Source organism: Streptomyces sp. WAC00040, assembly GCF_056835925.1.
In genome coordinates this window covers 115,485-141,668 of the sequence record NZ_JAKQZE010000002.1, presented here as the reverse complement: position 1 = coordinate 141,668, position 26,184 = coordinate 115,485, and the positions used below count along the sequence as shown (strand labels likewise).

The 26,184-nt window shown below is 74.6% G+C and carries 22 protein-coding genes and 2 pseudogenes; 5 read left to right on the top strand and 19 right to left on the bottom strand.

Annotated elements, in window-relative coordinates; translation table 11 throughout:
- Positions 1–49: 49 nt before the first annotated feature.
- The 11 genes from MDN94_RS19855 to MDN94_RS19805 form a co-directional block, all read right to left on the bottom strand.
- Complete coding sequence (locus MDN94_RS19855) at positions 50–1,819, bottom strand: ABC transporter ATP-binding protein (protein ID WP_482727235.1); 1,770 nt, start codon at positions 1,817–1,819, stop codon at positions 50–52.
- Positions 1,816–3,552: an ABC transporter ATP-binding protein/permease gene (locus MDN94_RS19850; RefSeq protein ID WP_482727234.1), complete on the bottom strand. Its 1,737-nt coding sequence runs from the start codon at positions 3,550–3,552 to the stop codon at positions 1,816–1,818. The genes MDN94_RS19855 and MDN94_RS19850 overlap by 4 nt, the downstream gene beginning before the upstream one ends.
- Positions 3,549–4,973, bottom strand: coding sequence for a nitroreductase family protein (locus tag MDN94_RS19845; protein WP_482727233.1), 1,425 nt, complete (start codon positions 4,971–4,973; stop codon positions 3,549–3,551). Before MDN94_RS19845 ends, MDN94_RS19850 begins: the two co-directional genes overlap by 4 nt.
- A gap of 10 nt (positions 4,974–4,983) precedes the next feature.
- Positions 4,984–6,351 carry a YcaO-like family protein gene (locus MDN94_RS19840; protein WP_482727232.1) on the bottom strand — a complete coding sequence of 456 codons (1,368 nt, stop codon included), beginning with the start codon at positions 6,349–6,351 and terminating at the stop codon, positions 4,984–4,986.
- The gene (locus MDN94_RS19835; RefSeq protein WP_482727231.1) at positions 6,348–7,907 is read right to left on the bottom strand and encodes a CocE/NonD family hydrolase; all 1,560 of its coding nucleotides are present in this window, start codon (positions 7,905–7,907) and stop codon (positions 6,348–6,350) included. The genes MDN94_RS19840 and MDN94_RS19835 overlap by 4 nt, the downstream gene beginning before the upstream one ends.
- A complete protein-coding gene (locus MDN94_RS19830) occupies positions 7,904–8,776 on the bottom strand; it encodes a hypothetical protein (RefSeq protein WP_482727230.1) in 873 nt (290 codons plus the stop codon). Before MDN94_RS19830 ends, MDN94_RS19835 begins: the two co-directional genes overlap by 4 nt.
- A 77-nt stretch (positions 8,777–8,853) precedes the next feature.
- Positions 8,854–8,991 (bottom strand): streptamidine family RiPP, encoded by a 138-nt coding sequence (amiA, locus tag MDN94_RS19825; RefSeq protein ID WP_364597084.1) that lies wholly within the window; start codon positions 8,989–8,991, stop codon positions 8,854–8,856.
- A gap of 83 nt (positions 8,992–9,074) precedes the next feature.
- Positions 9,075–9,935: an ABC transporter ATP-binding protein gene (locus tag MDN94_RS19820; RefSeq protein ID WP_482727229.1), complete on the bottom strand. Its 861-nt coding sequence runs from the start codon at positions 9,933–9,935 to the stop codon at positions 9,075–9,077.
- 103 nt (positions 9,936–10,038) lie between these two features.
- Positions 10,039–11,070, bottom strand: coding sequence for a FecCD family ABC transporter permease (locus MDN94_RS19815; RefSeq protein ID WP_482727228.1), 1,032 nt, complete (start codon positions 11,068–11,070; stop codon positions 10,039–10,041).
- Positions 11,067–12,038 (bottom strand): FecCD family ABC transporter permease, encoded by a 972-nt coding sequence (locus MDN94_RS19810; protein ID WP_482727227.1) that lies wholly within the window; start codon positions 12,036–12,038, stop codon positions 11,067–11,069. Before MDN94_RS19810 ends, MDN94_RS19815 begins: the two co-directional genes overlap by 4 nt.
- Positions 12,035–13,015: an ABC transporter substrate-binding protein gene (locus MDN94_RS19805; RefSeq protein ID WP_482727226.1), complete on the bottom strand. Its 981-nt coding sequence runs from the start codon at positions 13,013–13,015 to the stop codon at positions 12,035–12,037. Before MDN94_RS19805 ends, MDN94_RS19810 begins: the two co-directional genes overlap by 4 nt.
- Before the next feature lie 119 nt (positions 13,016–13,134).
- Here MDN94_RS19805 and MDN94_RS19800 point away from each other — a divergent pair, with 119 nt between their 5' ends.
- The 3 genes from MDN94_RS19800 to MDN94_RS19790 all read left to right on the top strand — a co-directional run bounded on the left by MDN94_RS19800 (position 13,135) and on the right by MDN94_RS19790 (position 15,832).
- A complete protein-coding gene (locus MDN94_RS19800; protein ID WP_482727225.1) occupies positions 13,135–14,403 on the top strand; it encodes a hypothetical protein in 1,269 nt (422 codons plus the stop codon).
- A 116-nt stretch (positions 14,404–14,519) separates the two neighbouring features.
- Complete coding sequence (locus MDN94_RS19795; protein WP_482727224.1) at positions 14,520–15,317, top strand: hypothetical protein; 798 nt, start codon at positions 14,520–14,522, stop codon at positions 15,315–15,317.
- A complete protein-coding gene (locus tag MDN94_RS19790; protein ID WP_482727223.1) occupies positions 15,314–15,832 on the top strand; it encodes a protein-tyrosine phosphatase family protein in 519 nt (172 codons plus the stop codon). Before MDN94_RS19795 ends, MDN94_RS19790 begins: the two co-directional genes overlap by 4 nt.
- On the opposite strand, the gene MDN94_RS19785 is transcribed toward MDN94_RS19790, so the two are convergent.
- From MDN94_RS19785 to MDN94_RS19765, 5 genes and pseudogenes are all read right to left on the bottom strand, one after another.
- Entirely contained in the window at positions 15,833–16,201 is a 369-nt protein-coding gene (locus MDN94_RS19785) for a hypothetical protein (RefSeq protein WP_482727222.1), read from the bottom strand.
- A gap of 229 nt (positions 16,202–16,430) precedes the next feature.
- A pseudogene (locus MDN94_RS19780) lies at positions 16,431–16,900 on the bottom strand (nuclear transport factor 2 family protein); the annotation flags it as partial.
- Positions 16,894–17,063, bottom strand: a pseudogene (locus MDN94_RS19775) (FAD-dependent oxidoreductase); the annotation flags it as partial. The pseudogenes MDN94_RS19780 and MDN94_RS19775, both read right to left, overlap by 7 nt.
- A gap of 325 nt (positions 17,064–17,388) precedes the next feature.
- On the bottom strand, positions 17,389–18,579 hold the full coding sequence (locus MDN94_RS19770) for a hypothetical protein (RefSeq protein WP_482727221.1): 1,191 nt from the start codon (positions 18,577–18,579) through the stop codon (positions 17,389–17,391).
- A gap of 30 nt (positions 18,580–18,609) precedes the next feature.
- Positions 18,610–19,371: a GntR family transcriptional regulator gene (locus MDN94_RS19765; RefSeq protein ID WP_482727220.1), complete on the bottom strand. Its 762-nt coding sequence runs from the start codon at positions 19,369–19,371 to the stop codon at positions 18,610–18,612.
- Positions 19,372–19,521: 150 nt separating this feature from the next.
- Here MDN94_RS19765 and MDN94_RS19760 point away from each other — a divergent pair, with 150 nt between their 5' ends.
- Together MDN94_RS19760 and MDN94_RS19755 are read left to right on the top strand one after the other, a co-directional pair.
- Entirely contained in the window at positions 19,522–20,367 is an 846-nt protein-coding gene (locus MDN94_RS19760; RefSeq protein WP_482727219.1) for a (2Fe-2S)-binding protein, read from the top strand.
- 196 nt (positions 20,368–20,563) lie between these two features.
- Positions 20,564–21,634, top strand: a complete 1,071-nt coding sequence (locus MDN94_RS19755) for a DUF2637 domain-containing protein (RefSeq protein ID WP_482727218.1) — start codon at positions 20,564–20,566, stop codon at positions 21,632–21,634.
- 158 nt (positions 21,635–21,792) lie between these two features.
- Here the strand turns inward: MDN94_RS19755 and MDN94_RS19750 are convergent, their stop codons facing one another.
- The 3 genes from MDN94_RS19750 to MDN94_RS19740 all read right to left on the bottom strand — a co-directional run bounded on the left by MDN94_RS19750 (position 21,793) and on the right by MDN94_RS19740 (position 25,336).
- Entirely contained in the window at positions 21,793–22,224 is a 432-nt protein-coding gene (locus MDN94_RS19750) for an ATP-binding protein (RefSeq protein WP_482727217.1), read from the bottom strand.
- 311 nt (positions 22,225–22,535) lie between these two features.
- Positions 22,536–24,278 (bottom strand): pyruvate dehydrogenase, encoded by a 1,743-nt coding sequence (locus MDN94_RS19745; RefSeq protein WP_482727216.1) that lies wholly within the window; start codon positions 24,276–24,278, stop codon positions 22,536–22,538.
- Between the two features lie 134 nt (positions 24,279–24,412).
- Positions 24,413–25,336 (bottom strand): protein phosphatase 2C domain-containing protein, encoded by a 924-nt coding sequence (locus MDN94_RS19740; RefSeq protein WP_482727215.1) that lies wholly within the window; start codon positions 25,334–25,336, stop codon positions 24,413–24,415.
- Between the last annotated feature and the right edge of the window lie 848 nt (positions 25,337–26,184).

Genomic DNA, 26,184 nt, shown 5'->3' with positions numbered 1-26,184 from the left:
GCAGCGGGAAGGGGGCGGGAGGAGACAGCCCGCGGAGCAGCCCCACCGCCTACACCCCCCGCGCCAGCACCCTCGCGAACGCGCCGCCCTCCGCCGCCAACTCCGCCCACGTGCCCGTCTGCACGATCCGTCCCGACTCCAGTACCGCAACGCGGTCCGTGCGGCGGATCGTCGACGGGCGGTGGGCCACGACCACGGTCGTGCGCAGGGGCGCGCCGGCCGTCAGTGCGGACGCCAGCGCCGCGTCGCCCTCGGTGTCGAGGTTGGCGGTCGTCTCGTCCAGGACCAGCACGCGCGGGCGCGTCAGCAGGGCGCGGGCCAGGGCGATGCGGGCGCGCTGGCCGCCGGACAGGGTCGTGCCGCGTTCGCCGACGCGCGTCTCGTACCCGGCGGGCAGTTCGGCTGCGATCCGGTCCACCCCGGCCATCCGTGCCGCCTCCGCGAAGGCCGTAGCGTCCGCGTCCGGTGCGGCGAGGCGCAGGTTCTCCGCCAGCGTCCCGTGGAACAGCGGCGCGTCCTGGCCGACGACGGACACGGCGCCGCGCAGGTCGGGTTCGGCGAGGTCGCGCAGGTCGACGGGCGGCCCCGACTCAGGGACGAGTTCCACGGCACCGGACGACGGGTCCCAGAACCGGGCCAGCAGATGCGCGCACGTCGACTTGCCGGCGCCGGAGACGCCGACGAGGGCGAGTGTCTCGCCGGGCCGGACCGTCAGATCGAGCCCGTCGAGCACGGCCCGGTCGCCGTAGTCGAAGCGCACGTGCCGCAGCCGTACGCCGAGTGGTCCCCCGGGCAGCGGCCGGGGCGCCGCGGGCGGGGGTGCGCCCGCGGGGGCCCGTACGGCGGCGCCCACCCGCGAGGCCGCGGCCCGCAGCCCGCCCGCCTGGCCGAGCGTGGCGGCCGAGTCGGCGACCGGTGCCAGCACGCCGAGCGCCAGGGCCATCGCCGTGGGCGCCCAGGCACCGGCGACGGTGTGCGCGGCCGCCAGTACGGCTCCGACGACGGCCACGACGACGAGCAGGTCCCGCACGGCTGCCGCGTCCGCTTCCCACGCCTGCTCGGACCGCTGGGCCTCGCCCAGGGCGCGGCCGTGGGCACGGAGCCGGTCGCGCCGGGCGTCGAGCGCGCCGAAGGCGAGCAGTTCCCCGAGTCCGTCGACGGTCTCCACGGCCTCCGCCGAAAGGTCTGCCACCGCGGCCCGGGTCCTGGCGCCGCGCGCCGCGCGGCCCCGGGACTCCAGCAGCGGGCCGAGGGCGAGCAGCGCCGCGAGGGGCAGCACGGGCAGCAGCAGCCACGGTTCGAGCAGCGCGAGCGCAACCGATCCTCCGCAGAACACCGCTCCTGAAGCGAGGAGTTGTGCCACGGCGTGGGCGTAGAAGAACTCGAGGGCCTCCACGTCACCGAGCGCGGCGGAGGCCAGGTCGCCACTGCGTCGCCCTTGGATGCGGGCGGGTGCGCTGCGGGCGAGGCCGTCGAAGACCCGGACGCGCAGTTCCGCCAGGACGCGGTAGGCGAGGTCGTGCGAGAGGTCCATCTCGCGCCAGGTGGCGAGGGCCCGCACGGCGACGAGCACGAGGAGGACGGTGACCGTCACGGGGCCGGGGGCCTGCCGTTCGACGACGGCCGTGCCGACGGTGTGCGCGGTGAGCGTGACCAGGGCGACGAGGGCCGCCTGGTCGGCGAGGGCAGCGGCGAATGTGCGGACGGTCATGGCCCGATGGGCGTCGAGCACCGGCAACAGGGCCCGCAGAGCGCCTCGTTCAGCCGCCCGTTGCGCCTTGTGCGTGGCCGTCCGCCGGGCCTCTTGTCCGGTCTTCATGCGGCCCTTCCTTCTGCGGGGCGTCCGGCCGCGACGAGGCGGGCGTAGACGCCGTCCCCCGCGAGCAGGGCCGCGTGGTCACCGACGGCGTCGACACGTCCGCCGTCGAGGACGACGATGCGGTCGGCGTCCCGTACGGAGTCGAGGCGGTGGGCGACGACGAGGCAGGTGCGGCCCCGGGCGGCCGACAGCAGTTCGCCGACAATGCGGGCCTCGCGGCGTTCGTCCACGGCGCTGGTCGCCTCGTCGAGCACGAGGACGGGCGCGTCGGCGAGCAACGCACGTGCCAGGGCCAGTCGCTGGCGCTGGCCTCCGGACAGGGTGGCACCGCGTTCGCCGACCTGTGTCGCGTAACCGTCGGGCAGCCGGACGATCTCGTCGTGGATGCCGGCCGCCCGGGCGGCGTCGTGCAGGGCTGCGTCGGTGGCCCCCGGGGCGCCGAGACGCAGGTTGTCGGCGACCGTGGCGTGGAAGAGGTACGTCTCCTGGGAGACGACAGCGATACCGCGGCGCAGCGAGTCGAGCGTGTACGCGCCGGCGTCGAGGCCGTCGACGAGGACCCTGCCCCGGTCCGGGTCCGCTCGGCGGAGCAGCAGGCCCAGCAGCGTCGACTTGCCGGCGCCGGAGGGGCCGACGATTGCGGTGACACGGCCGGCGGGGGCGGTGAAGGTCACCCCCTGGAGGGCGGGGCGTCCGCCGCCGGGATGTGTGAAGTCCACTTCCTCGAAGCGGACTTCGGGGGCGGCGGGCCATGCGGCGACGGTCCGTCCCGTGTCGGGTACGCCGCCCTCCGCGGTGCGCAGAGCGGCGATACCGTCGGCGGCCGACACCCCGAGGTACCCGGAGTGCCATTCTCTGGACAGGTCCCGCACGGGGCGGAAGCACTCGGCCGCGAGCATCAGCACCAGATACGTGCTCGTGGGGGGCGCGTGCCCCGACACGGCGGCGCCGCACGCGACGAGCGCGGCGGCGACCGTGCCGCCCTGCACGGCGAGGTCGGTGAGTCCCGTGTCGACGAGCGAGACGCGGAGTTTGGCGACCGTGGCACGGTGCAGTTCCCGTGAACGCTCCTCCAGCCGCGCCCGGGTGCGTCCGACGGCGCCGGCCGCGCGCAGGGCGGGCATGCCCTGCAACGCCTCCAGATAGTCCGCGGACAGGGCCTCGTACGCGCCCCAGTGCTGTTGTCCGCGGCGCTCCAGCAGCTTGTCCCACCAGCGGGGCGCGAACAGCGCGAGCACGATGGCGGGGGCCAGCACGAGGACGGCCAACGGCTCCACGACAGCCACGGCGAGCAGGATGGTCGGCGGCACGGTGCAGGTGATGAGCAGCTGGGGCAGGTAGCGGGAGACGTACGCGTCGACTCCCTCCACGCCGTCGACGAGGGTGGCCCGCACGGCTCCGGAACGCGCGTCGGCCTGTTGCGGCGGCCCGTTCCTGCCGAGGCGTACGAGCAGTTCGTCGCGCAGCCCGGTGCGTACGGCAGCTCCGGCGTTCACCGCGACGCGCCGCTGCGCGCGGCAGAGGACGGCGCGGGCGAGGACGGCGGCGAGCACCGCGCCGAGCAGCGGCGGGAGTCCGCCGGTGTCCCCGCGCGCGATACGGGCCAGGGCGACGGCGAGGAGGGCGGCCTGCGCGAGATGGGTGACGGTGACGACCGCGAGCAGCGCGGTGGCCGTGAGCAGGGGGCGCCGCGCGGTACGCGCGGCGCGCAGCAGCTCCGGGTGGAGCATCATGACGGTTCGTCTCCTTGGTTCGTACGGCCTGTCGCACGGTCGGCGGCAGGACGGGCCGTACGGCCGGTGGCCGGTCCCGCCACACCGCAGGTCGCCGGCCCCGCCTTAGGTCCGGTGGCCGGTCCCGCCGGCGGTCCCGCCGCACCGCCGTCGGCGGGGCTGCGGCCGAGGGCCAGTCCGTGGATCACCCAGTCCTCGCCCGGCGGTCCGCCGAGTGCGGCCCCGAGGTCCGCGCCCTGCCAGGAGCCGACGGGTCGTGACGGCACGCCGGCGGCGGTCGCCGCGGCCTGCGCGTGGCCGATGCCGTAGCCGGCCGCGAGGTGGTCGTGCCGGATCCGGGCGCCGGGTTCTCCCGCCGGGCAGCCGTATCCGAGGAGCACGGCTCCTGCCCGCGCGATCCAGCCCTGCCGGGCGGCCCAGTGGGCGAGTGTGGGCAGCACGTCACCGGAGGCGAATCGGTGGAGGGCGGCGGTCGGCCCGCGGTGCGGGACCGGGCCTCCGTGCGCGGCCGTCTCGTCGGGGCGCCCCCCGGCCGACGCGGCCGGCGGGCGGCTCGTCAGCAGACCCGGTCGCGGGCCGCCCACCGCCAGGCACCAGCGTGGGCCTATCGGAGACGCGGTCTCCGCGGCGGCGAGGATCCGCGCCAGCACGGCGTTCGACGGCAATCCGTGGAAGCCCGGGAACGCGCTGCGCCGCGTCAGCAGCACGGCGTCGTCCGGTCCCTGACCGGCGACCGTACGCCAACTGCCTTCGCTTCCCTGGGAGTCGGTGAGCTCACCGAGGACCCGCAGCGCCGTGTGCAGACAGCCCGGCGGTTCCTGCGCCCACGGTGGTGACACGGCGCTGTTCCGGTCGCCTGCCCAGCGCGCGAGCGTGCCCTGATCTCCGGGAAGCAGCTGCACCGCGGCCAGGGCGACCGGCAGGCCTCCGGCAGCGGCGGACAACAGCCCGCCGTCCGCGTCCAGGCACACCGCGTGCGCGCCCGCCAGGGCAAGTGCGGCCGCCGCGTGGCCGGCGTCGAGCAGCACCAGGGGCCAGGCCCGGTGGCCGTAGTGCGACACGGTACGGCGCGCGCTCACCCCCAGGACGGCGAAGGCGCCCGCCGGCGCCGGTTCCGGTGCCGGGCCGTGCCGGTGCAGACTGTGGCGCGCCGGGTCGTAGGCGTAGACGCCGGGCGGGAGCCCGCAGCCGGTGCCGAGCAGCAGACAGGTGTCCACCGGGTGCAGTGCGCCGGCCGAGGGCACGGGCCGCAGCCTGTCGCCCGCGAGCGAGAGCCGCAGGGTGCGGTCCAGTCTGGCGGGGACGGGCAGCGCCTCGCCGCGCAGCGGCACGGCCGCCGGCCCCGCGGGGACGTCGGGGCCGGGATCGGCCGTGGAACGGGCCAGGGCGAGCGCTTCGGTCACCAAGGGCGAATGCGGCACCGTCACCGCCTCACATGTGCGGGGGCGGCGTGAGGGTGAAGTCGCCGGGCCCGGTGGGTGCGCGGTCGCGCCAGCCGCGTCCGAGCGCGGCCTGCGCGAACCGCGGACAGCCGAAGTAGCCGAACGCGGCGGGTGCGTTGGGAACCAGACCGGAGACGAGCACGCGGGCCACCCGCAGTGGCGTCTCGGCGACGTCCTCCGTGGTCAGGTCCAGGGTGACGACCCGGTGCCCGCCGGCCGCGAGGCGCTCCTCCAGCGCGGTCCGGCCTCCGTGCGGGACCGCGCTGACGGGAACGACGCCGAGGGCGGGTCGGGTGAAGCGGTCGGCCAGCGGCGCCGTCCGGGGGTCCAGCCACACCTGGACGTGTGCGCCGAGGTCGCGGACGGCACGGAAGTGGGGGCCGCAGTCGTCGAGGTAGCGGCGGTCGGCACGGTGGTCCAGGTACAGGCCGCGTGCCAGCATCCCGGCGTCGATCGCCCGGAAGACCCAGCCGTCCGCCTCCGTCGTGCCCTGGGTGAACACCCAGGTGTGCACGGCCTCCAGGACGGCCTTGCGGGCGGCTTCCGCCGGGTCGTAGCGGCAGGCGAAGCCGGCCGCGTGGATGCCGCGTGCGCGGTCGTGGACGAGGGCGGCCATGCACGGCGCGAACTCGGAGGGCATCTCCACGATGAACACGTCGAGTCCGCAGCCGTCCAGGTCGTGGGCGAGGCCGGGGACGGAGCCGGGGTCGATGCCGCGGGTGGGGCCGTCGAGGTGCCACCACAGTTCGAGGGCGTCACGCTCGACGACTTCGAGGAGGCCCCGCTCGACGGCGTCGTCGAAGCCCTGACCGGTGGCGATGCCCGCGTAGTTGAGGTGGTGGGTACGGGGCAGGTCACGCATGTCGCCCTGCCGCCAGTTGAGATGAGTCAGTGCGACGGGCGCCCAGCATTCCTCGCCGCCCTCCTGCGCACGGGCCCACAGCGCGGGAGTGTCGGGGGTGAAGCGGCCGTACTCGAAACGGGGGCGTTCGTACTGCCAGTCGGCGTGGACGGGCAGGTCCCCGGGCCCGTAGAGGGTGCGGCCCTCGGAGAGGAGTTCCGCGGCCGTGGCCCGGCGGGGTGCGTCGGGGTGTCCGGCGGGGGGCAGCCGGTTGCCGCAGTAGCGCTCCACTGCCTCGGCCACCGCGGCGATCCGCGCACCTTCGGGATCGCCGAACGTGGTGCCGAGCGACACCCGGTCGGCCGGCCACGCCCCGAAACGGCGTGCGTCGCCGACGTCCGCGGTCATGGCGGTGTAGCGGGGAGGTGCGCCCGCGGGGTGCGGTACGGGCTCCACGGCGCGTATCAGCCCGCAGACGGGGTCCACGAGCGCGTCGAGGGTCAGGGGGCTGGTCAACTGCATGTCTCCTGTACGGGGTCGATGGGCCGGCCGCCGCGTACGACGGGCAGCAGCAGGCTGCTGCCTGCCGGCCGCAGGCTCCTGCGCGAGGCGGTGAGACGGGTGGCGTGGACCGGGTCCTGGCCGGTGTGCGGGTTACGGGCATGGGCGGGGAAGTGGTGTCCGGCCACCTCCACGCGCAGCCGCGTCCCCGCGGACAGCCGAAAGGCCACGAGGCCGAGCGGCACCCGGAACCGGGCCTCCTCGCCGGCCGGGTCCGACCTGCGGACGATGCCGGCGGCGAGCGGCCGGGCACGGCCGTCCGGATCGAGGGCGACGAGGCGTACGGCCCAGTCGGCGGTGGGGGTGGTGGCGGTCGCGCACAGCTCCGCTGCGGCGGCGCCGCACAGGTCCACGGGGCGGGGCAGCGGCGGGGTGACGAGCAGTGCGCGGTCGGGGACCTCACGGCGTTCGACGCTCAAGTCGTCGGAGCGAACGGGCTGTTCGGGGTCGGCGACGAAGGTTTTGCCCTGGAGGAGCCGCAGTCCGCCGGGAACGCCGAACGGCCAGGCGGTCCGCCCGCCCGTGCCGTGCGGTGCCGGGTACCAGTGTTCGCTGCCGCCGAGGGCGACGGCGCCCCGGCGTTCGTGCCCCAGGGCGCCTCCGAGGGCGGCGCGTGCCCACCGCACGTACAGTGCGCCGAGCCGCATCCGATGCCCGGGGCGCGCCTCCGGGGCGGGCTCGGAGGTCAGGCCGTGGCCCCACGGTCCGACGAGCAGCCGTGCGGGACCGTGCCAGTCGCGCCACAGCCGCAGCGTGTCGTCGGCGAACGGGTCGCGGGCGCCGCCCACGGCGAGGAGCGGGAGTGGCACGCGGGGCGCGGGCGCGGTCCGGTCCGGCGCGGCCCAGAGCCCGGGCCAGGAGGGAAGCGGGCGCCCGAGCCGCTCAGGGAGACGGACGAGGGGCAGGTGCTCGAGGAGCCGGGGGTCGCACGCGAGGGCCTTGTCGAGGGCCGCCGCGTCGGAGTCGGGACGGTCGCCGTGCGCCGCCCACCAGCCCGCGCGGGCCCACAGCCGCTCCACGCCGGCGCTTTCGCGGGCCGTCTCCGCCAGGCCGAGAGCGGGCACGGCGGCGATCACCGCGTCCGGCCTGCTCCGGGGGTCGCGGTCGGCGACGGCCGCGAGTGCGCAGTGGGCGGCGTAAGAGGAGCCGGCGGCGACGACTCGTCCGTCCGCCCAGGACCGGCCGCGTACCCAGCGGAACGTGGCGGCGCTGTCGGCCTCCTCGTGCCGGTAGGGCTGCCAGTCGCCTTCGGACGCGTACCGGCCGCGTACGTCCTGGACCACGGCGGCGAAGCCCCGGACGGCCCAGGCGCGCGCCTCGTCGCGGTGGCCGCGCCGGTCGTACGGGGTGCGCAGGACGACGGCCGGGAAGGGCCCTTCGCCGCCGGGGAGTTGCACGCTGGTGGCAAGACCCGCCCCGTCGACGGGCACGCGCACGAAGACGGGTCCGGGCAGGGGAACGGGTTCCGGCACCGGTAGGGCGGGGCCTTCGTTCACGGATCCGGCCGTCATCGCGTCAGGGGTGCGACGGCGGGGACCGGCAGCACCGTGTGCTCGTGGACGGTGAGGTCGCGCAGGTCGACGCGGCGCAGTCGGCGCGCGCCGCCCCGGCCCGTCGCCCACGCGATGAGGTCGGCGGTCAGCAGGGAGGCCGTGAGGGCGGCCGAGGCCGCGGTGTGGGTCGGTCCGGTGTCGTCGGTGCACGATCCGGCCCAGTAGGCGGCGAGTTCGCGGTGGGCAGGCGTCGCGGCGAGGCGTCGCAGCCGTACGTCGGCCGAGGTGACGTCCCCCGGGCCGGCCGCGAGTGGTTCGAGCCACGCCGTCGTGCCTTCGCGGTGGCAGCGCAGCCAGCCGACCCCGCGGGCCGGCAGCCGGTCCGCCTCGTCCCACAGCCCGTGCGGCGCGGGCGAGTCGAGGCACCAGACGACAGCGCGAGGTGCCGTCTCGTCGGGCAGGTCGGTGAGCCGCGTCGCGTGGCGCACCTCGCCGCCCTCTGCCCGTACGAACCGGGTCAGCGGCTCGGTCAGCACGTCGTCGCCGAGGACGACGACGGTGTGTCCGGCGAGCGGCGCGCGGACGCCGTCCCCATCGCGGGCGAGATAGCCGGCGTCGCCGAACGCGGCGACGAGGAGAGCGAGTTCACTGTCGACGGCGCCCGGGGCCGAGGGGCCGGAGCCCGTGGCGGCCGGGCCGTGGTGGGGGGAGCTCAGCGCGGTGCCCTCCGGCCGGCCTCGAGCGCGGGTCAGGTGCGCGACGACCGTCTCCGGTGCCGCCGTGCCGGTGTCGACGCGGAGGAACCGGCCGTCGGGCGTCCGGACGGCGAGGCCCTGTCCGGGGACGGTGACGAGGGCGACGCCGGGGGCGAGTCGCGCGGTGGCCACGGGTTCTCCTGGGGTTCGGGGCGGGTGCGGGTCGGGCCCGCCCGGAACGGTGTTCCGGGCGGGCCCGATGGCGGGGGCTACTTGTCGCTGTCGGTCTCGACGGCGGCGGCGCTGTCCTCGAAGGGGTTCTCGACGAGGGCGTTGGAGTGGGTGGCGGACAGGTGGGCGAGCTGGCCCTGCTCGGCGATCGGGCTGAAGACCTTGTGCTGCTCCATGAGTTGCTCTCCATTCGTCGGTTCCTGGCTGCGCCGCCCGGACGGTGCGGCGGCGACACCCAGGACACTAATGAATATGATTTTCATTTCGCAAGAGGTTCGTCGAGAGGAAGTGGGTGATCCGGGTAACACACGGGCCAGCCGCCTTCCGGGTCGCGTCCCACGCGCCCTGCCACGCCGAGGACTTCGGCGAGCAGGCCGGGCGTGACGACCTCGGCGGGCGAGCCGTCGGCGGCCACGGCGCCCGCCCGCAGGGCCACGATCCGCTCGGCGAAGCGCGCCGCGTGCCCGAGGTCGTGCAGCACCATCACGACGGTCAGTCCGCGCTCCTCCCGGAGCCGGACGACCGTCTGCATGACCTCGAGCTGGTGACGCAGGTCCAGGTAGGTCGTGGGTTCGTCGAGGAGCAGCACACGGGTGTCCTGCGCCAGGGCCATCGCGAGCCGTACGCGCTGCCGTTCGCCGCCCGACAGGGAATCGACGGACCGGTCCGCCCACTCGCCGACACCCACGTCGGCCATGGCCCGAGCGAAGACGGCGTCGTCGCCGTCCCTGAGCATGCCGAGCGGCCCCCGGTCCGCGTAGCGGCCCTGACGGACGAGTTGACGTACCGTCATGCCGGGTACGGCCGGGGCCGACTGGTGCAGGAGGGCGACCTTGCGGGCCGTGCTCCTGCGTGACAGCCGGGCGAGGTCGTCGCCGCCGAGGCGCACCCGGCCTGCCGCGGGTGTGAGCAGGCCCGCGCACAGCCGCAGCAGGGTGCTCTTGCCGCAGCCGTTGAGTCCGACCAGGGCGACGCTCTCGCCGGCCCCGATGTCGAGATCGACTCCGCTCAGCACCTCCCGCCGGCCGTATCCGAAGCGCAGTCGCTCGATGTTCAACGTCCCCTGCTGCTCCGGCCGCCGTTTTCCTGCGTCGGCTTCCTGGCGGGTGACCGTTGTCATGGGTGTCCTCCCTGACGGGGCGGCCCGGGCCGCCGGGGTTCTGGCTGCCGGACCGCCTGCACGATGCGGCGGGTGGTGCGGCCGGGCGGTCGCGTGCACGGCATCACTCGGGGCCCGCCGAGCGCCGGGCCACCGCCAGCAGCAGGGCGGCCCCGACGCATGTCGTCAGCGCGCCCGTCGGTACGGACAGACGGTCCATGTCCAGCGCCCCGGCCAGCACCCGCGACAGCCACTGGGCTCCCGCGTCGGCTCCGGTCACGACGGCCGCGCCCAGCAGCGCCGCGCCGGGCAGGGCGCGGCGCAGGTCGGCGCCGAAAACGGCGAACGCCAGGTGGGGGACGAGGAGTCCGACGAAGCCGAGGGCGCCGACGGCGGAGACCGCGCCCGCCGTGAGTGCGACGGCGCAGCCGAGCGCCGTGGCGCGGGCCCGGCCGGTCGCGAGGCCCGCCGCGGCGGCCTGTTCGTCGCCGCAGCGCAGCAGTGTCAGCGGCCCGGCCATGACCCAGGCGGCGATCGCCCAGGCCGCCGCCCACGGCCACAGCAGGACCCAGTGCTCCCACACGCGACCCTCGGTGGAGCCCACCAGCCACTGGACGACGCTGCCGAGTTCACCGGGTGCGACGAGCAGGACCATCGCCGTGAGCCCGGAGAGGACCGCCGAGACGAGGACTCCGTGTACGGCCGTCCGCGCCGGGTCGGACTTCTCGCGGCCGGTCAGCAGCCACAGCAGGCCGGCGCCCGCGAATCCGCCGATGCAGGCGGCGACCACCACGGCCGCGGGTGAGCGCCACCCCGCCAGCCCCAGACCCGTCGCGGTCACGGCGCCGAGCACCGCGCCGGGGGTGACGCCGGTGACCTCCGGGCCGGCGAGCGGGTTGCGCAGGGCCGACTGGAGGACCATGCCCGCGAGTCCGAGGCTCGCGCCCGCGGCCAGCGCCACGAGCGCCCTGGGCACTCTGAGCCGGAGCACGATGTGACGTGCCGCCGGGTCGCCGTCGCCGCCGAGCACCTGCCACACGTCCCTGGCGTCCAGCGACCGCCCGGCGACCAGGTCGGCGCAGCCCACGGCGAGGACGAGCAGAGCGGCCACGACGAGCGGCCACCGCCGGGTGGTGAGGGGTGCGAGTGCGCTCATGCCACGGCCGCCTTCCTCTTCATGAGGGCGACCCCGGCCGGCACGCCGAGGAGTGCCGTCCAGGCGCCGACGGGTGTCTCGACGGGTGCCAGCGCGAGCCGGGCCGGGAGGTCCGCGCAGGCGACGACGAGGGCGCCGCACGCCGCCGACCAGGGCAGCCGACGCACGGCGTCGCCCCGCGGGTCGAGCCGCCCGGCCAAGTGGGGTGCGAGGAAGCCGACCCAGGCGACGGGTCCGCAGACGGCGACGACCGGCGCGATCAGCACGACGGCGATGGCGAGGGCTGCGAACCTGGCCCGCCGCACCCGTACGCCGAGCGCCAGGGCGTCGTCGTCGCCGAGCCGCAGCACCGACAGCACCGGCGCGCACAGCACCAGCGCGGGGACGGCGGCCACGAGCCACGGCCAGAGCCCGGTGACGTCCTGCCAGGTCCGCGCGGACAGACTGCCCAGCAGATAGCGGTAGATGAGCTGGAGGTCGAGCTGGTCGGCCAGCACCATCAGGACCAGCAGCGCCGCCTGGAGCGCCGCGGCGACCGCGGCGCCGGTGAGCAGGACCGCCGAAGGGCTGCGTCCGAGACCGGCGGCGATCAGGGTCAGTACGCCCCCGACCGCGGCTCCGCCGACGGCGAGCAGCGGCTGTACGGCCAGAGGCACGGAGAGGGCGAGGACAAGGGGCGCGGCGACGCCGAGTGCCGCGCCGGAGGAGACCCCGAGCATCTCGGGCACGGCGAGCGGATTGCGCAGCGCCTCCTGGAGGACCAGGCCGGCTGCGCCGAGGCAGGCTCCGGCGACGAGCGCCAGGACGAGCCGGGGCATCCGCAGTTCGGTGACGACGAGCCCGGCGAGCCCGTCGCCGCCGAGGGCGGCGGGCAGTCCGAGCAGCGGGACGTACGGCGTGCCGAGGGACAGCGCGCACAGCACCGCCGCCGTCAGCAGTCCGCCGGCGGCGGCGATCCGGCGCTTCACCGCAGCTTGGCCGTGGCCTCGTCGAGGACGATGCTCAGGGACCGGGTGCCGCGCCCCTTGGCCCACACCTCGGGATCGACCTCGTACACCTTGCCGTTCTTGACGGCGGGGATCTGCGACCAGAGCGGGTTCTTGGCGAGCCGGTCGGACAGTTTGCCCTCGGAGGGCCCGCCGAAGGACAGCGTCTCGACGAAGAGGATGTCGACATCGCGCGCCAGGATCTCCTCCATGCTGTAAGAGCCTTCGACGCCACGGCTCTGCCACGGGTAGTGGGAGATGCCGGGGAACAGTCCGGCGGCGACGTCCGTGCCGGGGGTGGCGACGCCGAAGTTCTCGTCGCTCCCGAAGATGATCAGTGAGGTGCTGTCGCTCTTCGCGGTCCGCGCGTCGGCGAGTTTCTGCCGGAAGGCGAGCTCGGCCTTCTCGCCCTGCTCCGTACGCCCGGTCAGGGCGGCCAGGTCGCGCAGGTATCCGACACTGTCCTCCCAGGCGCGGGGCTGCACGGGCCAGAAGACGGTGGCGCCCTTCAGCGCGGGGGCCAGCTTGCCGTGGGTGTCCTCGAGACCGATGACGAGATCCGGGTCGTGCGACAGGATCGCCTCCGCCTCGGGGCTGATGAACCCGCCGGGGACGACGGGGATCCCCGCGGCCTCACTCTCGCCGAGGAACTCCTTACGGGCCAGCAGCTGTGAGTTCGTGGCCACGGGCCGCATGCCGAGTTCGGAGAGCATGTCGTCACAGAGGGCCACGAGGCAGACGACCCGCTCGGGCGGGGCGGGCGTCGTGACGGTGACGCCCGCGGCGTCGGTGATCTTCCGTGCCGGGGTGATGGGTTCGGCCCGTACGTCGACCGCCGACGCCGTTCCTTCCGGCTTGTCGCCGGCCTCCTCGGCGGGTGCCCCGCAGCCCCCCAGCAGGGTTCCCAGGACAGCGGCGGCTGCCCATCGGCGGACGGTCCTCATCGCTCTGCGCGGCATCGCATCTCTTTCGTTTCGGCTCGGCCGGACGGATGACCCGACATCATTTCTACATGATAATCATTACCAACAACACCGCCCGACCGCGGCCCCCGCGACCGCCGACCCCGGAGACCGCCGTGTCCGTGAACCCCGCCCCCGCCTCTCCGCGCCTGCTCGTCGCCGACCAGGTCGCGGGCGCCGTATACGTGTTGAGCCTTCCGGACGGGCGGGAGACCGGCCGCGTCGAAGGGCGCCACCTCGCCGAGCACGCCGGCTTCCTCGCCCTGCCCGGCGGCCGTACCGCGTTCGTCGACGACCTCGCGGGCGAGCTCGTCGTCCTCGACCCCTACGGCCCGGACACGGGGCGGCCACTGACGGCGGCGACGGTGCCGGTGGCCGCCCCCGCCGAGCATCTCGCCGCCGACCCGACCGGGCGGCTGCTCGCCGTCACCACCGGGCTCGGCCGCAACTGGGAAGCGTGGAGCGACCTGCTGACAGCGGTGGACCTCGGCGCACCGGGCGGACCGCGCTCGGTGCGGGTCCGCACCCGTACGGGCGAGCCCGGCGTCACCGTCCTCGGCGGCCCCGCCGAGGACGACGCGCTCGTCGTGCTGCGCCACCGGGAACCCGGCTCGTTCACCGCCTACCGGCACGCCGACCTGATGAGCGCCCCGCCGGCCTGCCCGCCCGCCGTACCCACGGCCGAACTGCCGCTCCCCGACGGCGACGGGCACGGCGACGCCCACGACCCCCTCTCCGGGCGGCTGTTCGCGGCCACCGGCTCCGGCGTCCGGCGCGCCCGCCGCGACCGCGGAGCCCTGGTGGCGGAGGAGCCGCTGTCATGGGCCGGCGCGGGGCGCGGCTACTACCTGCGTCTCGATCCGGCGCGCCGGACGCTCTGGTCGTGCGTACGGGGCGGGCCCGCCGACCCGGGCCGCTGGCCGGAGTGGACCAACGACGCCTGGTGGCACTCGCTGGAGCACGACATCACCGGGCGCCTTCCGCTCGGCCCCGGGCTGGTCTTCCGTCTCGCCGTCGCCGCGCGCCGCACCGCGTACGCCCGGGTGCACCCCGACGGCGACGAACTCGTCCTCGTCACGACGGACTCGGACTCCCCCGCCGTCGCCGCCCGGCTGCCGCTGCCCGCGATGGACGGCGCACCTCGGCCCGGCGGCACACCGTGGGACGGGGTACAGCGCCGGGCGGTCGCCGCGTCACCCGGATCACCGCTCGTCGCAGTCACCCGTGGGGGTCATGGTGAGATTCACTTGGTTGACGCCGACGCGGCTCCTGGAACATCACCCCCGGTGACGACCTTGAAGGTGCCCACACCGCTCAACGACGGGGGCCATCTCGCCCTGATCTCCCCCGGCGACGGCGCCCATGGCGACCCCGTCGGCCGCTGAAAGATTGTGAATTGATTCACCTGAACCCTTGGCCAGGCGTGCGGATCCGTGCTGAGATGCCGTCTGACTCAACAGCTCGATGGCGTGCTCGGGGAGGGCAAGTGGCGCATACCGCCATGTCTGGTTCCGGAACCACAGCAGGTGACGATCCACTCCAGACCGCGGTATGGCGGCTGCGTTCGCGCGGCTGTTGGACCGATGCGGCGGCGCTGCTCGCGCCCCGTGCCGCGGACCCCGCGGCGGCACTGGAGCGGGCCGGACTGCTCGTGGAGCGCTGCCTGTTCACCTGCGAGGGCTGGGCGGAGGCCGAGGACGCGCTGCGCACGGCGGAAGCCGTCGCCCGCGACGACGAGGAACGCGGCGGCGCCGCGAGCGAGCGCGGCCGACTGGCCTACGCGGCGACCCGCCTCGGCGTACGGGACCGGGCCGACGAGGCCCGCTCCGCTCTCGGCAGGGCGACCGCGCTCCTCTCCCCCGCCTCACCGAGACGCCCGCTGCTCGACTTCCGGCGCGGGCTGGTCTCCGAGCACATCGCGGACGCGCCGCAGGCGGCCCTCGCCGCCTACCAGCGGGCCCACGCCGGCGCGAAGGCGCAGAACGACCCGCTGCTGCTGTCGTTCACCTGGCAGCAGCAGGCGGGACTCGCTCTGAGGGACGGCGAGTTGACGCAGGCCCGGCACGGCTTCTCCGAGTGCCTGCGCATCCGCGAGGACCTCGGCTATCTGATCGGCACCGCGCCCGCGCTCGCCGGGCTCGCGGACTGCGAACCGGAGCCCGAGGCGGGCCGCCTGCGTTCCGAGGCGCGCAGGCTGTTCCGGCTGCTGGGCGGCGTGCCGGTGTGGCTGGGCGCGCAGTTGTCGCCCGTGGTGCCTCCGCAGCCCTCCGTGGCCGAGCCCGAGCCCGCGGGCCAGTGAGGACCCGCCGCAGGGAAGGCGACGTCCCCGAGCCGCGCAGCCGTTGGGACGAGATCACGACCGGCCTGTGGGTCGGCGGTCACGTCTGGGCGGACACCGCGGGCCGGCACCAGGACGTCGTGGTCGCCGACGAGTTCGACGTCGTGATCAGCCTCTACACCCGCCAGGGCCATGGTCCCGACGAGGGCGTGGAGCATCATGTCGTCCCCATCCCCGACGACTGGCTGACCGCGGACGAGATCGACCGCGTGCGCCGGGTGGCGCTGACGGCCGCCGACGCCGTTCGGGCGGGACGCCGGGTGCTGGTGCGCTGCTACTCCGGCTACAACCGCGCCGGCCTGGTGGCCGCCCAGACCCTTGTCGAACTGGGACACGACGCGGAGGGCGCCATCGACCGGGTCAGGCTGCGGCGTTCACCGTGGGCACTGCACAACGCGGCGTTCGAGCAGTACCTGCTCACCGGACTGGACATCGCCTCGCTGCTGTCCGGACTGGAGCCACCGCCCGCGAGCTGATCACGTCAGCCAGAAGAGGACCCGCTGCGGATTCATGGCGAGCAGCACCAGGACGACCACGACGCCCACCCAGACGAATCCGCGCACCCTGCGGCGCGGCTTCACCGCCTGCGGCCGGCCGGGCCACTCCCGCCACCCGGCGGGCCGGGACTCCACGGGCTTCCCCCGGCGTGCCCAGCGCCGCAACCGCCCCTGCCGCCGTGCGGCTTCCTCGTCGGCGCGCCGCAGCCGTTCGGTGACCATCCGCGCCCTGGCGGACGGCTCCTTGGGCGCGGCCAGCCGCGCGGGCCCCTCGCTCTCGAGCTGGAACCTCGCCCACTCCTCGTCGGATATGGACGACTCCGGCACCTCCGGAGATTCCGCGGTCATGTCGGCCCCCACCCTGTCGAACGACTCGAACGGACACACTAATGCAGCCTGGCCGAGGCTCAGTTGGGAGGCATGCCGGGGGATGGGGACATCCATGTCGGATCGAGCGCCGAGCCCTCGTCGGCCCTGGTACGCGGCTGACGGGTCGGCCCTGGTACGCGGCTGACGGAGCGTCGGCGGGCGCGCGGTCCGAGCCGTTCCGCCCGGCGGCCGCATGCCGTGACGACGCTCACCGCGTTCCGAGGTCGTAAGCGGTGCCGTCGGCGACGGCCCGGAGCTTGTCCGGGTTGGCCACGTTGTGGATGGCGGTGATACGACCGTCGGCGTCGAAGTCGAAGGTGACAGTGGCGATCACACGTCCCGGCCCGCTGAACACGATGCCCGGTCCACCGTTGATCCCGACGACTTCGGCCTTCATGTCGGCAGGCGTGACGCCCTGGTAGGTGACGGTGCCGATGGCCGCGAACCAGGCGGCCACCGTGGCCGCGCCCACGACCGGGCGCAGGGCCTGGCGGACCTTGCCGCCGCCGTCGGTCCACAGGGTGACGTCCGGGAGAGCAGTTCCATCAGGGCGTTGACGTCCCCGCCGGTCGCGGCGGCGAAGAACCGCTCGGTGGCTTCGCGCTGCCGTGACCGGTCCGCGGCGAAGCGCGGCCGCCGGGCCCGCACGTGCTCGCGTGCCCGGGGCGCGGCCTGTCGCGCTCGGTGAACCGCTCCTGGGCGTTCACAAGGGTCACCGTACGTCCTCGCGCCGCTTCACCCGGGCGGCGAGCTGCACGGCCGCGGCCGTCCCCGCGTATCCCGCCCCCAGGATCACCACGCGGTGCGCCGTCGTCGTGCCGATCTCCTGCCGTGCACTCATCGTTCCGTACTCCTCGGCTCGCTCGCTGACGCCCACCAGATGGGATCGGGGCAGGACGTGACACGGGCCGGATGTGATGCACGACACAACTGGGGACGGAAGAGTGCCGCAAGGCGTTCGAAGCGGTCACGAAGCCGTCATGGCGCGGCGGCCCCTCGGGCAACGGCCGCCAGGAAGGCGCCGGTCAATTGGGGGACGGCCAGGCGGGTTCTTGACGTCACTCGTGCGAGCTGCCCGCCCGCCGACTCCGTGCGAGACGGCGCGCCGCGCGGGCTCAGCGCACGGTCTGGCACAGATGTCCCTCACCCGCTGCCCGCCGGCGGGGTCAGCGGGGCCGAAGACGGATCAGGGTCTCTTCCGTGCCGACGCACAAGGCGCCGTCGGGCGTGACGGCGACGGCCCGGATCGCCGGACCCGGGCGGAACGTGAGCGCCTCGCGCCTTCCCGGGCGATGCAGTTCCGCCAGGCCGTCCGCCCATGCGACCGCGAGGGCCGGCCCCTCGGGCGTCGGCCCCGTGTGCAGTGCGACGACCGGCGAGGGCCGCTGCGACACGGTCGAGCCGTACCCGCCGCCCGCGGGCGACCAGGCGCGGACCGCGCCGTCCGTGCCGCCGGTCCGGACGGCGAGGGCGGGTGACGCGGTGGCCGCGAGAGCGGTGACACGGCCGGAGTGCAGGGCCGCCTGGTGGAGGCCGTCCGAGCCGAAGGCGTGGACCGATCCCATGCGATCGCCGACGAGCACGACGTCCGCAGCCGCGGCGAGGGCCGTGCCCGGATGTCGGGCGAGGGTGGCGGCGACGGCCTTCGTCAGCGCGGTCCCGGTGCCGCCGTGTCGGTGGAGCCGGCCGCGTTCGTCCAGGAGCAGGACCGTGTCCTGCCCCAGCACGGCGGCGGCCTTGACCCGGGTGGCCGTCGTCTGCTGCCGGACACCGTCGGGAAGGACACGGACCCCACCGCCCGGATCGGCCACGACCGGCGCGCCCCCCGGCAGGACGGCCAGGGCGGCGACCGGGCCGGGCAGGACCCGTTCCATGCGCCAGGGCGCCGCCTCGGCGGACCGGGCGAGTGCCTGCCGCACCCTCGGGTCGGCGTCCGCCAAAAGGGCGGTCTGCAGAACCAGGGCGCGCCGGGCCGGGTCCTGGTCGCGGATCAGCGACTGGCCGGCCCGCAGCCAGGCACCGCGCAGGCCGCCGCACTCGTCGTCGGCCGACTCGTATGCGGCGGTCACCCGTACGGGGTCTGCCGCGCAGATCGCTTCCGCGTCGGCCGTGTCCACGGGTTCGTCGTCACCGGGTTTCCTGCCAGGGGCCTCATCGTCAGGAGCTTCCACGACCACCCGTACGTGACCGAACTCCCGGAGCACGTCGGCCAGTTCCGCCACCTCCGCCGGAGCGTGGCCCGCGCCGCCGAGCCGCACCGTGCGCGGCGGCCCCGCCAGCAGCGCGGACAGCAGTTCGGCGGGGGTGCCCGCCACGACGCCCAGTTGGTTGGCCACCGCCCACACCGTGCCGCGCACGTCGTCGTCCCCTCGGGTCCCGGGGCGCGCTCAGATGTCCGAGCCCGCGAAGTGCTCCCGCACCAGCGCCTGGACCACCGGCAGGTCCTGGGCCGCCAGCGCTTCCAGCAGCGCCGTGTGTTCTGCCGCGTCGGCGACCAGGTCGGCGCGCCGGGTGGTGGGTGCGCCGCTGAGCGGCCACTGGGAGCGCCGGTGGAGATCGTCCGCCACCGCCAGCAGTTGCTCGTTGCCCGCGAGGGCGAGGACCGCATGGTGGAAGGCGCGGTCCGTCTCGGCGTAGCTCGCCCGGTCGCCCGTCGCGGCCGCGGCAGCCGTCGCCTCTGCCAGCGGGCGCAGCGCGCTCCAGCGGTCGGCCGGGACCGTGCGGGCCAGCCGCAGCATGACCGGGACCTCGATCAGCGCGCGGACCTCCGCCAGTTCGGCCAGTTCGCGGGCGGTGCGCCGGGCGACGCGGAAGCCGCGGTTCGGCACGACCTCGACGGCGCCCTCCATGACCAGCTGCTGCATCGCCTCGCGCACCGGAGTCGCCGACACGCCGTAGCGCTCGCCGAGGACCGGGGCCGAGTAGACCTCGCCGGGGACGAGGTCGCCGTCGACCAGGGCCGTGCGCAGGGCGTCGAGGATCTGGCCGCGAACCGAGTGACGCCGGACGGGACGGGGTGCCGGGGGCTCACTGTGGGTGTGCTCGCCGCGGACCTGTTCCCGGGCCGCTCCCGGGGCGCCCTGCGCGGGCACGCGAACGGAGGCGTACGGCTGCGGAACGGCGAGGTCCCGCGCTCTGGCCTGCTCCACTCGGGTCCTCCTCCGGCAGTCCGACCGGCCCGGCTCGCCGATGCGGGGCCCTGAGTGCACGATAGGCGGCCTGGGCCACAGTTCAAACATCGAGATCATCGGGTAAGGTAAGGCTAACCTGCTAACGATCGCGATTCGGTGGTCCCCAGCATGACCGTTCCTGCACTGATGCCCGGCCTCACCTCACCGGTGACGGACGCCTATGCGCGCCTCGCCGAGGTCTTCCCCGGGCTGCGCGTGAAGGAACTCACGGACGAGGGACGAACGCCCGACGGCGCCGGCTGGGTCCGGGCGGCAGACCTGGCGGCCGGCGGCGCTCCGCTCGACACCTTCCTCGCCTGGGACAACGCGCAGGTGCTCCAGGACTACGGACAGCAGGCCCGTCCCGACGTCGTCGCCAGCTTCGGTCTGCACCGTTACGCCTGGCCCGCATGCCTGCTGTTCACCGTCCCCTGGTTCCTGGTTCGCAGGGTGCCGCGGGTCCCGGTCGAGGATGTCGCCTTCCAGCGTGCGCTGGGTCACATGACGGTACGGATCAGGGAGTTCGCCTGCCTGCCGGACGACCCCGCCGCACAGCTGCCCGGCGCCCGCGTCGTACCGGACGAAGAGGCGCTGCGCCACGAGGTGCGCGCGGCCGTCGCCGAGCACATCGGACCGGTCCTCGACGGCTTCGGAGCCCGGATGCGCCGCGGCAAGCGGGCCCTGTGGGGGATGGCGACCGACGAGATCGTCGAGGGCCTGTGGTACGTCGCCCACCTGCTCGGTGAGGAGCAGCGCGCGGTGGCGGAGCTCGAGCAGCTGCTGCCGGGCGCGACCAAGCCTTATGTGGGCACCGCCGGATTCCGCGAGCTGACGGGACCGAACGGCGAGGCGCTGCCGACCCGCGACCGGGCCAGCTGCTGCCTGTTCTACACGCTGCGGCCGGAAGACACCTGCGTCACGTGCCCGCGCACCTGCGACGCCGACCGGGTCGCCCGCCTTCAACAGACTGCGTGATTCCACGTCACCTTTTCGAGTGGCATGAATTCGAACACAACTCTCCCTGTTCAATTGTCAGTTCGAGCAGATCGCACCTATTCGCGTACGGGACGGCCCCGTTGGCGTTCTCTTGCTCGGAAAGCCCCTGGGTGTCACCCGCGTTCGGCCAATATGGCGGCCGAAACGCCCTACCGCGATGCAAGGGACACCGCACATGAGACTGACCGACATATCGCTGGACTGGCTGCTTCCGGGCGCCGTGATGATCCTGGGAGTCCTGGCGGCGGTGGCGGTGCTCGCGCGCGGCAAGCGCGCCGGTGACAAGGCCGCGGCCGATGACTCCTGGGAGCGCAGCGAGGAACGCCGCAGGCGCAAGGAGGCCGTCTACGGAACCGCCTCCTACGTACTCCTCTTCTGCTGCGCCGCCGTCGCGGCGGCGCTCTCCTTCCACGGCCTGGTGGGCTTCGGCCGGCAGAACCTGAATCTGACCGGCGGCTGGGAGTACCTGGTGCCGTTCGGCCTCGACGGGGCGGCCATGTTCTGCTCCGTCCTCGCAGTGCGGGAGGCCAGCCACGGTGACGCCGCCCTCGGCTCCCGGCTCCTGGTGTGGACGTTCGCGGGCGCGGCGGCCTGGTTCAACTGGGTGCACGCGCCCAGGGGCCTCGACCACGCGGGCGCACCGCAGTTCTTCGCGGGCATGTCGTTGTCCGCCGCGGTCCTGTTCGACCGGGCGCTGAAGCAGACCCGCCGGGCGGCGCTGCGCGAGCAGGGACTGGTGCCGCGGCCGCTGCCGCAGATCCGGATCGTTCGCTGGCTGCGGGCGCCCAGGGAGACCTTCGCGGCCTGGTCGCTGATGCTCCTCGAGGGCGTGCGGACCCTGGACGAGGCGGTCGACGAGGTGCGTGAGGACCGGCGGCAGAAGCAGCAGAACCGGATGCGCCGACGCGACCGGGAGAAGCTGGAACGCGCCCAGATCAGGGCCCTCAACCGGCAGCACCGCAGCTGGGGGCTGGGCCGGGCGGACCGAGGGGCGCAACTGCCCGCCCTCGGTCCGGCCACGGGCGGCTCCCACCAGCCGGGCAGCTCGTCCTCGTCCGTCGTGGAGCCTGTCATAGCGGAGCCCGGACAACTGCCCCTGCGGGCCCGGCCGTCGCTCCAGGCCCTGAAGCCGGCCGGTCCCGAACCGGTCACGGTCGACCTCACGGCCGAGGACGACACGCAGGCGCTGCCGCGTCTCGACTCCCTGGAACGCAAACTCAAGTACCTGGAGCAGCAGTTCGGCTGACGCGGTGCCGGCCGCCGGGAGCGGCCCCGCGGCGGTCCCGGCCAGGGTCCTTGGCCGGGCGCTCGGCCGGCAGGGGTGTGCACGGGCAGCCGCCGGTCAGCGGCCTCTGGTCCAAGGGCCGCTGATCAGGCAGCGGCCTCTGGTCCAAGGACCGCTCGTCAGGCCGCGCCCGCGTGCAACTCGAACCAGATCACCTTGCCCACCCCCTGGGCCGTACGCACGCCCCACGCGTCGGCCAGGCGCTCCACCAGGACCAGGCCCCTGCCGCCCGTACCGAGGTCGGCGGTCGGTAGGTCCCGCACCGGCAGCCCTGCCATGAAGTCCTGGACCTCCACATGGAGTCGTGAGTCCTCGACGGTGGCTGTCACCACCGCTCCGTGGTCGGTGTGTATCAAGGCGTTGGTCACCAACTCACTGGCGAGCAACTCGGCCACGTCTGCCGCGTCCGCCGTGCCGCCCTCCGCCCGCTCCGGCCACTTGCCCAGCAGGTCGCGTAACGCGTGCCGCACTTCGGGCACGGCCGTGAGATCGCCGTTGCCGAGTCTGCGATGCAGCCGGCCCCGAACCGCGCCCCCGTGACGTCCAGTCATCTTCCCCCACCCACATCGGAACGTGCTATGGCGTCGTAGCGTCACGGGATGCATGCCCCGCCCTGGGGACACCACTCATGCCGATTTCGTCAGTTCCCCGCCGGGCGGCCGATGTGTGGGGCCGCGCATCGCGGGAAGGACGGTCGCGGCGAGTCGTTCACCTGCCTCCTGAGCGGCACGGACGCAGCGCCCGCCGGCCCGCACGCCGCCGACGCCATGCCGATGGCCGGATAAGCACGCTCCACCCGTTCTCGTCCCGGCGACCGGCGGCGCTGGACGGGCGCTTGTCCGTGGCCACCAGCCATGCGCCGTCAGGGCCTCGGCACGTTCCGCAGGTTCGAGCGGGCCATCTGCACCATCCGGCCCACCCCGCCGTCCAGCACGATCTTGCTGGCCGAAAGCGCGAATCCGGTCACCATCTCGGCGCTGATCCTCGGCGGGATGGACAGCGCGTTCGGGTCGGTGACGACATCGACCAGCGCCGGGCCCTTGTGCTTGAAGGCGTCCTTGAGCGCACCAGCGAGCTGCTTGGGCTTCTCCACCCGTACCCCGTAGGCGCCGGCCGCGCGGGCGACCGCCGCGAAGTCCGGGTTGCGGTAGGCCGTGCCGAAGGACGGCAGCCCCGCGACCAGCATCTCCAACTCCACCATCGACAGCGATGAGTTGTTGAACAGCACGATCTTCACCGGCAGGTCGTACTGGACCAGGGTGAGGAAGTCGCCCATCAGCATGGTGAACCCGCCGTCGCCCGACATCGCGACGACCTGCCGGTCACGGTCGACGAACTGGGCGCCGATGGCCTGCGGAAGGGCGTTCGCCATCGAGCCGTGGCTGAAGGAACCGATGATGCGGCGGCGGCCGTTGGGCGAGATGTAGCGGGCTGCCCACACGTTGCACATGCCGGTGTCCACGGTGAACACGGCGTCCTCGTCGGCCAGTTCGTCGAGGACGGCGGCGACGTACTCGGGATGGACGGGGACATGCTTGTCGACCTTGCGGGTGTAGGCCTTGACCACGCCCTCCAGGGCGTCGGCGTGCTTCTTCAGCATTTTGTCCAGGAACCGGCGGTCCGTCTTGGCCCGCACTTTCGGAGTGAGACAGCGCAGGGTCTCACGCACGTCGCCCCACACGGCGAGGTCCAGCTTGGAACGGCGGCCGAGATGCTCCGGCCTGACGTCGACCTGCGCGATCTTGACGTCGTCCGGTAGGAAGGCGTTGTACGGGAAGTCCGTGCCCAGCAGGAGCAGCAGATCGCACTCGTGGGTGGCCTCGTAGGCGGCGCCGTAGCCGAGCAGGCCGCTCATGCCCACGTCATAAGGGTTGTCGTACTGGATCCACTCCTTGCCGCGGAGCGCATGACCGACGGGCGATTTGATGCGCTCCGCGAACTGCATGACCTCGGCGTGCGCGCCGGCCGTGCCGCTGCCGCAGAAGAGCGTGACGCGGTCGGCCTCGTCGATCATCCGGACCAGCTTGTCGATCTCCGCGTCGCCTGGGCGGGCGGTGGGGCGGGTCGTGACCAGCGCGTGCTCGATCGACTTCTCCGGCGCGGGGCGGTCCGCGATGTCGCCGGGCAGCGCCACCACGCTCACCCCGCCGCGGCCGACGGCGTGCTGGATCGCCGTCTGGAGCAGCCGGGGCATCTGCTGGGGGCTGGAGATCAGTTCGCTGTAGTGGCTGCACTCGCGGAACAACTGGTCGGGATGGGTCTCCTGGAAGTAGCCGAGTCCGATCTCGCTGGAGGGGATGTGCGAGGCGAGAGCGAGGACGGGCGCCATGGAGCGGTGCGCGTCGTACAGGCCGTTGATGAGGTGCAGGTTGCCGGGACCGCAGGAACCGGCGCAGGCGGCCAGCCTGCCGGTGATCTGGGCCTCCGCGCCGGCCGCGAACGCCGCGACCTCCTCGTGCCTGACCTGGATCCAGTCGATGCCCGCGGTGCGGCGGACGGCGTCGACGACGGGGTTGAGGCTGTCGCCGACGACGCCGTAGAGCCGCTGGACCCCGGCGCGTACGAGGATGTCGACGAACTGCTCCGCCACGTTCTTCCTGGCCATGGGGTGCGCGCCCTTTCTTCGTGGAGGTCCCGAACGCCTGCGGGACGTCCGCCCGGGCCTCTCCGTACGTCGGGCCCGTCGCTCCATCAACCCATGGCCGGGCCGGTCGCGCCCGTGCGGTTACGCCTGCGCGGTCATGCCTCCCATACCGCCACGGCCGTCCGATCGTCCGCGTAGCCCTTCACCCTGAGCTGTGTATCGGCGAGGAACTGGGCCATCCCGGGCGGCTGCGGACCGCGCCAGCGCTCGGCGAGCTCCTTCGCGAGCGCCGCCTCGCCGCGCACCGGGGCCGCGAGTCCCGGGCTGCAGAGCAGCAGCGTGTCGCCCGGGCGGGCCACCGAGGCACGGAAGCGGAACGGCTCGGCCACCGGGGGCGGCGAGGCCTCGATGTACGGCACCGGGCCCGTGGGGATGCCGAGGTCCATGGTGAGCCGGTCACCGTCGGGCGTGGCCTCCGGCACGGCGGAACCGAACCCCACGACGGGTGCGCCGGTGACGTCGGCCCGGTCGGGTACGGGCGGCTCGAGATCCTGCCAGGCGCCGTCACGCAGCCGGAAGAGTCCGCCGCCGCCGACGCCGAAGAAGACGCGGGTGCGGCAGGCGGTGTCGGCGGAGAGCAGCAGACACCGCAGTCCGGCCGTGTAAGCCTCCGCCTCCACACCGAGTTCGGCGGCGCGGGCGCGGAGCCTGCCCAGGCTGCGGTCGGTGAGCCGGTGCAGTCCCGACTTGAGGTCACCGCGCCGCCCGGCCCTTATGTCCTCGGCCAGCCGTGTGTGACTGCGGCCGACGGCACGGCCGATCCACCGGCAGGCGTCGGCGGCGGCGAGATGAGCGGTGTCCGAACCGCGGATCCCGCGGGCCACGGCGACGAGCACCAGCGCGGCGGGCCCGGTGCCGAACCGGGCGGTGAGCAGGGCGTCGCCGCGCGGCTCGCCACGAAAGCGCGCGGAGTCGCCCCGCACGGAGGCGGCCCGCAGTGTGTATGTGCCGTACCTGGCGCCGTCGAGCACCGTGTCGGCGACGAGCCGGTCCAGTGTGTCCGCCTCGGCAGCGGGCAACGCGGTCGGCTCCGCGTCGTAGGTGGGCGGCCCGTCACCGACGACGCCGCCGCGGGGCGCCTGGGCGGGTACGACGGCCCGCGGCGCGGGTGAGGCGGGGCCGCGTGGCGGTGCCCCTGCGCGCGAACCGCCCTCCCCGGAAGGCGGGCCGCCGCCGGCGGGCGGCGACGAGGCGGGATCGTCGCCCCCGGCGGAGGCCGGGCTGCCGGCGGCGCGGGTGTCGAACGCGGGACCGGCCGGTCCCGCCTCGCCCTCACGTGGATCGCTTCCGGCGCCCGTCCCGTCCGGCCGGGCCGGCGGCCCTGCGGCAGGACGGCTCCCGGCAGCGGACCCGGACGGCGCGGTCCCGCCGGCCGACCCCGCCGGCCCCGCCCCGTCCGCACCGGAGCCCTTGCCTTTCGCACGGGAAGGCCAACCTGCGGCGGAACGGTCGACGGCACCGGAATCAAATTCCCCTGGCACACCGTCACGCGGATCGTCGCCCACGGCCGATCGGGGCGGCCTGTCCGGACGGGGCGGCCGGCCTCCGGCGCCGTCCCCGGCGCCCGGTGCGGCCGGCGTGCCATGGGGCGGATCGGCGCCCACGGCCGGCTCGGCCTGCGGCGGCGCACCGGCGCCGACGCCTCCCGCACCGGACGGCGGACCTCCGGCAGAAGGGTCCCCGGTGCCGGAACGCGGCGCCCCCGGCGCACTGTCACGCGGATCGCCGCCCACGGGCGGCTGCGCCGACCCGTCCGGCCGGGGCGGCGCGCCGGGCTGGGGCCGAGACGGTGGTGCGGCGCCCGCCCCGCGCGGGTCTCCACCGGCCGGTGCGGCACCGGACCCGTCGTGCGCCGCGTCTGCGCCGG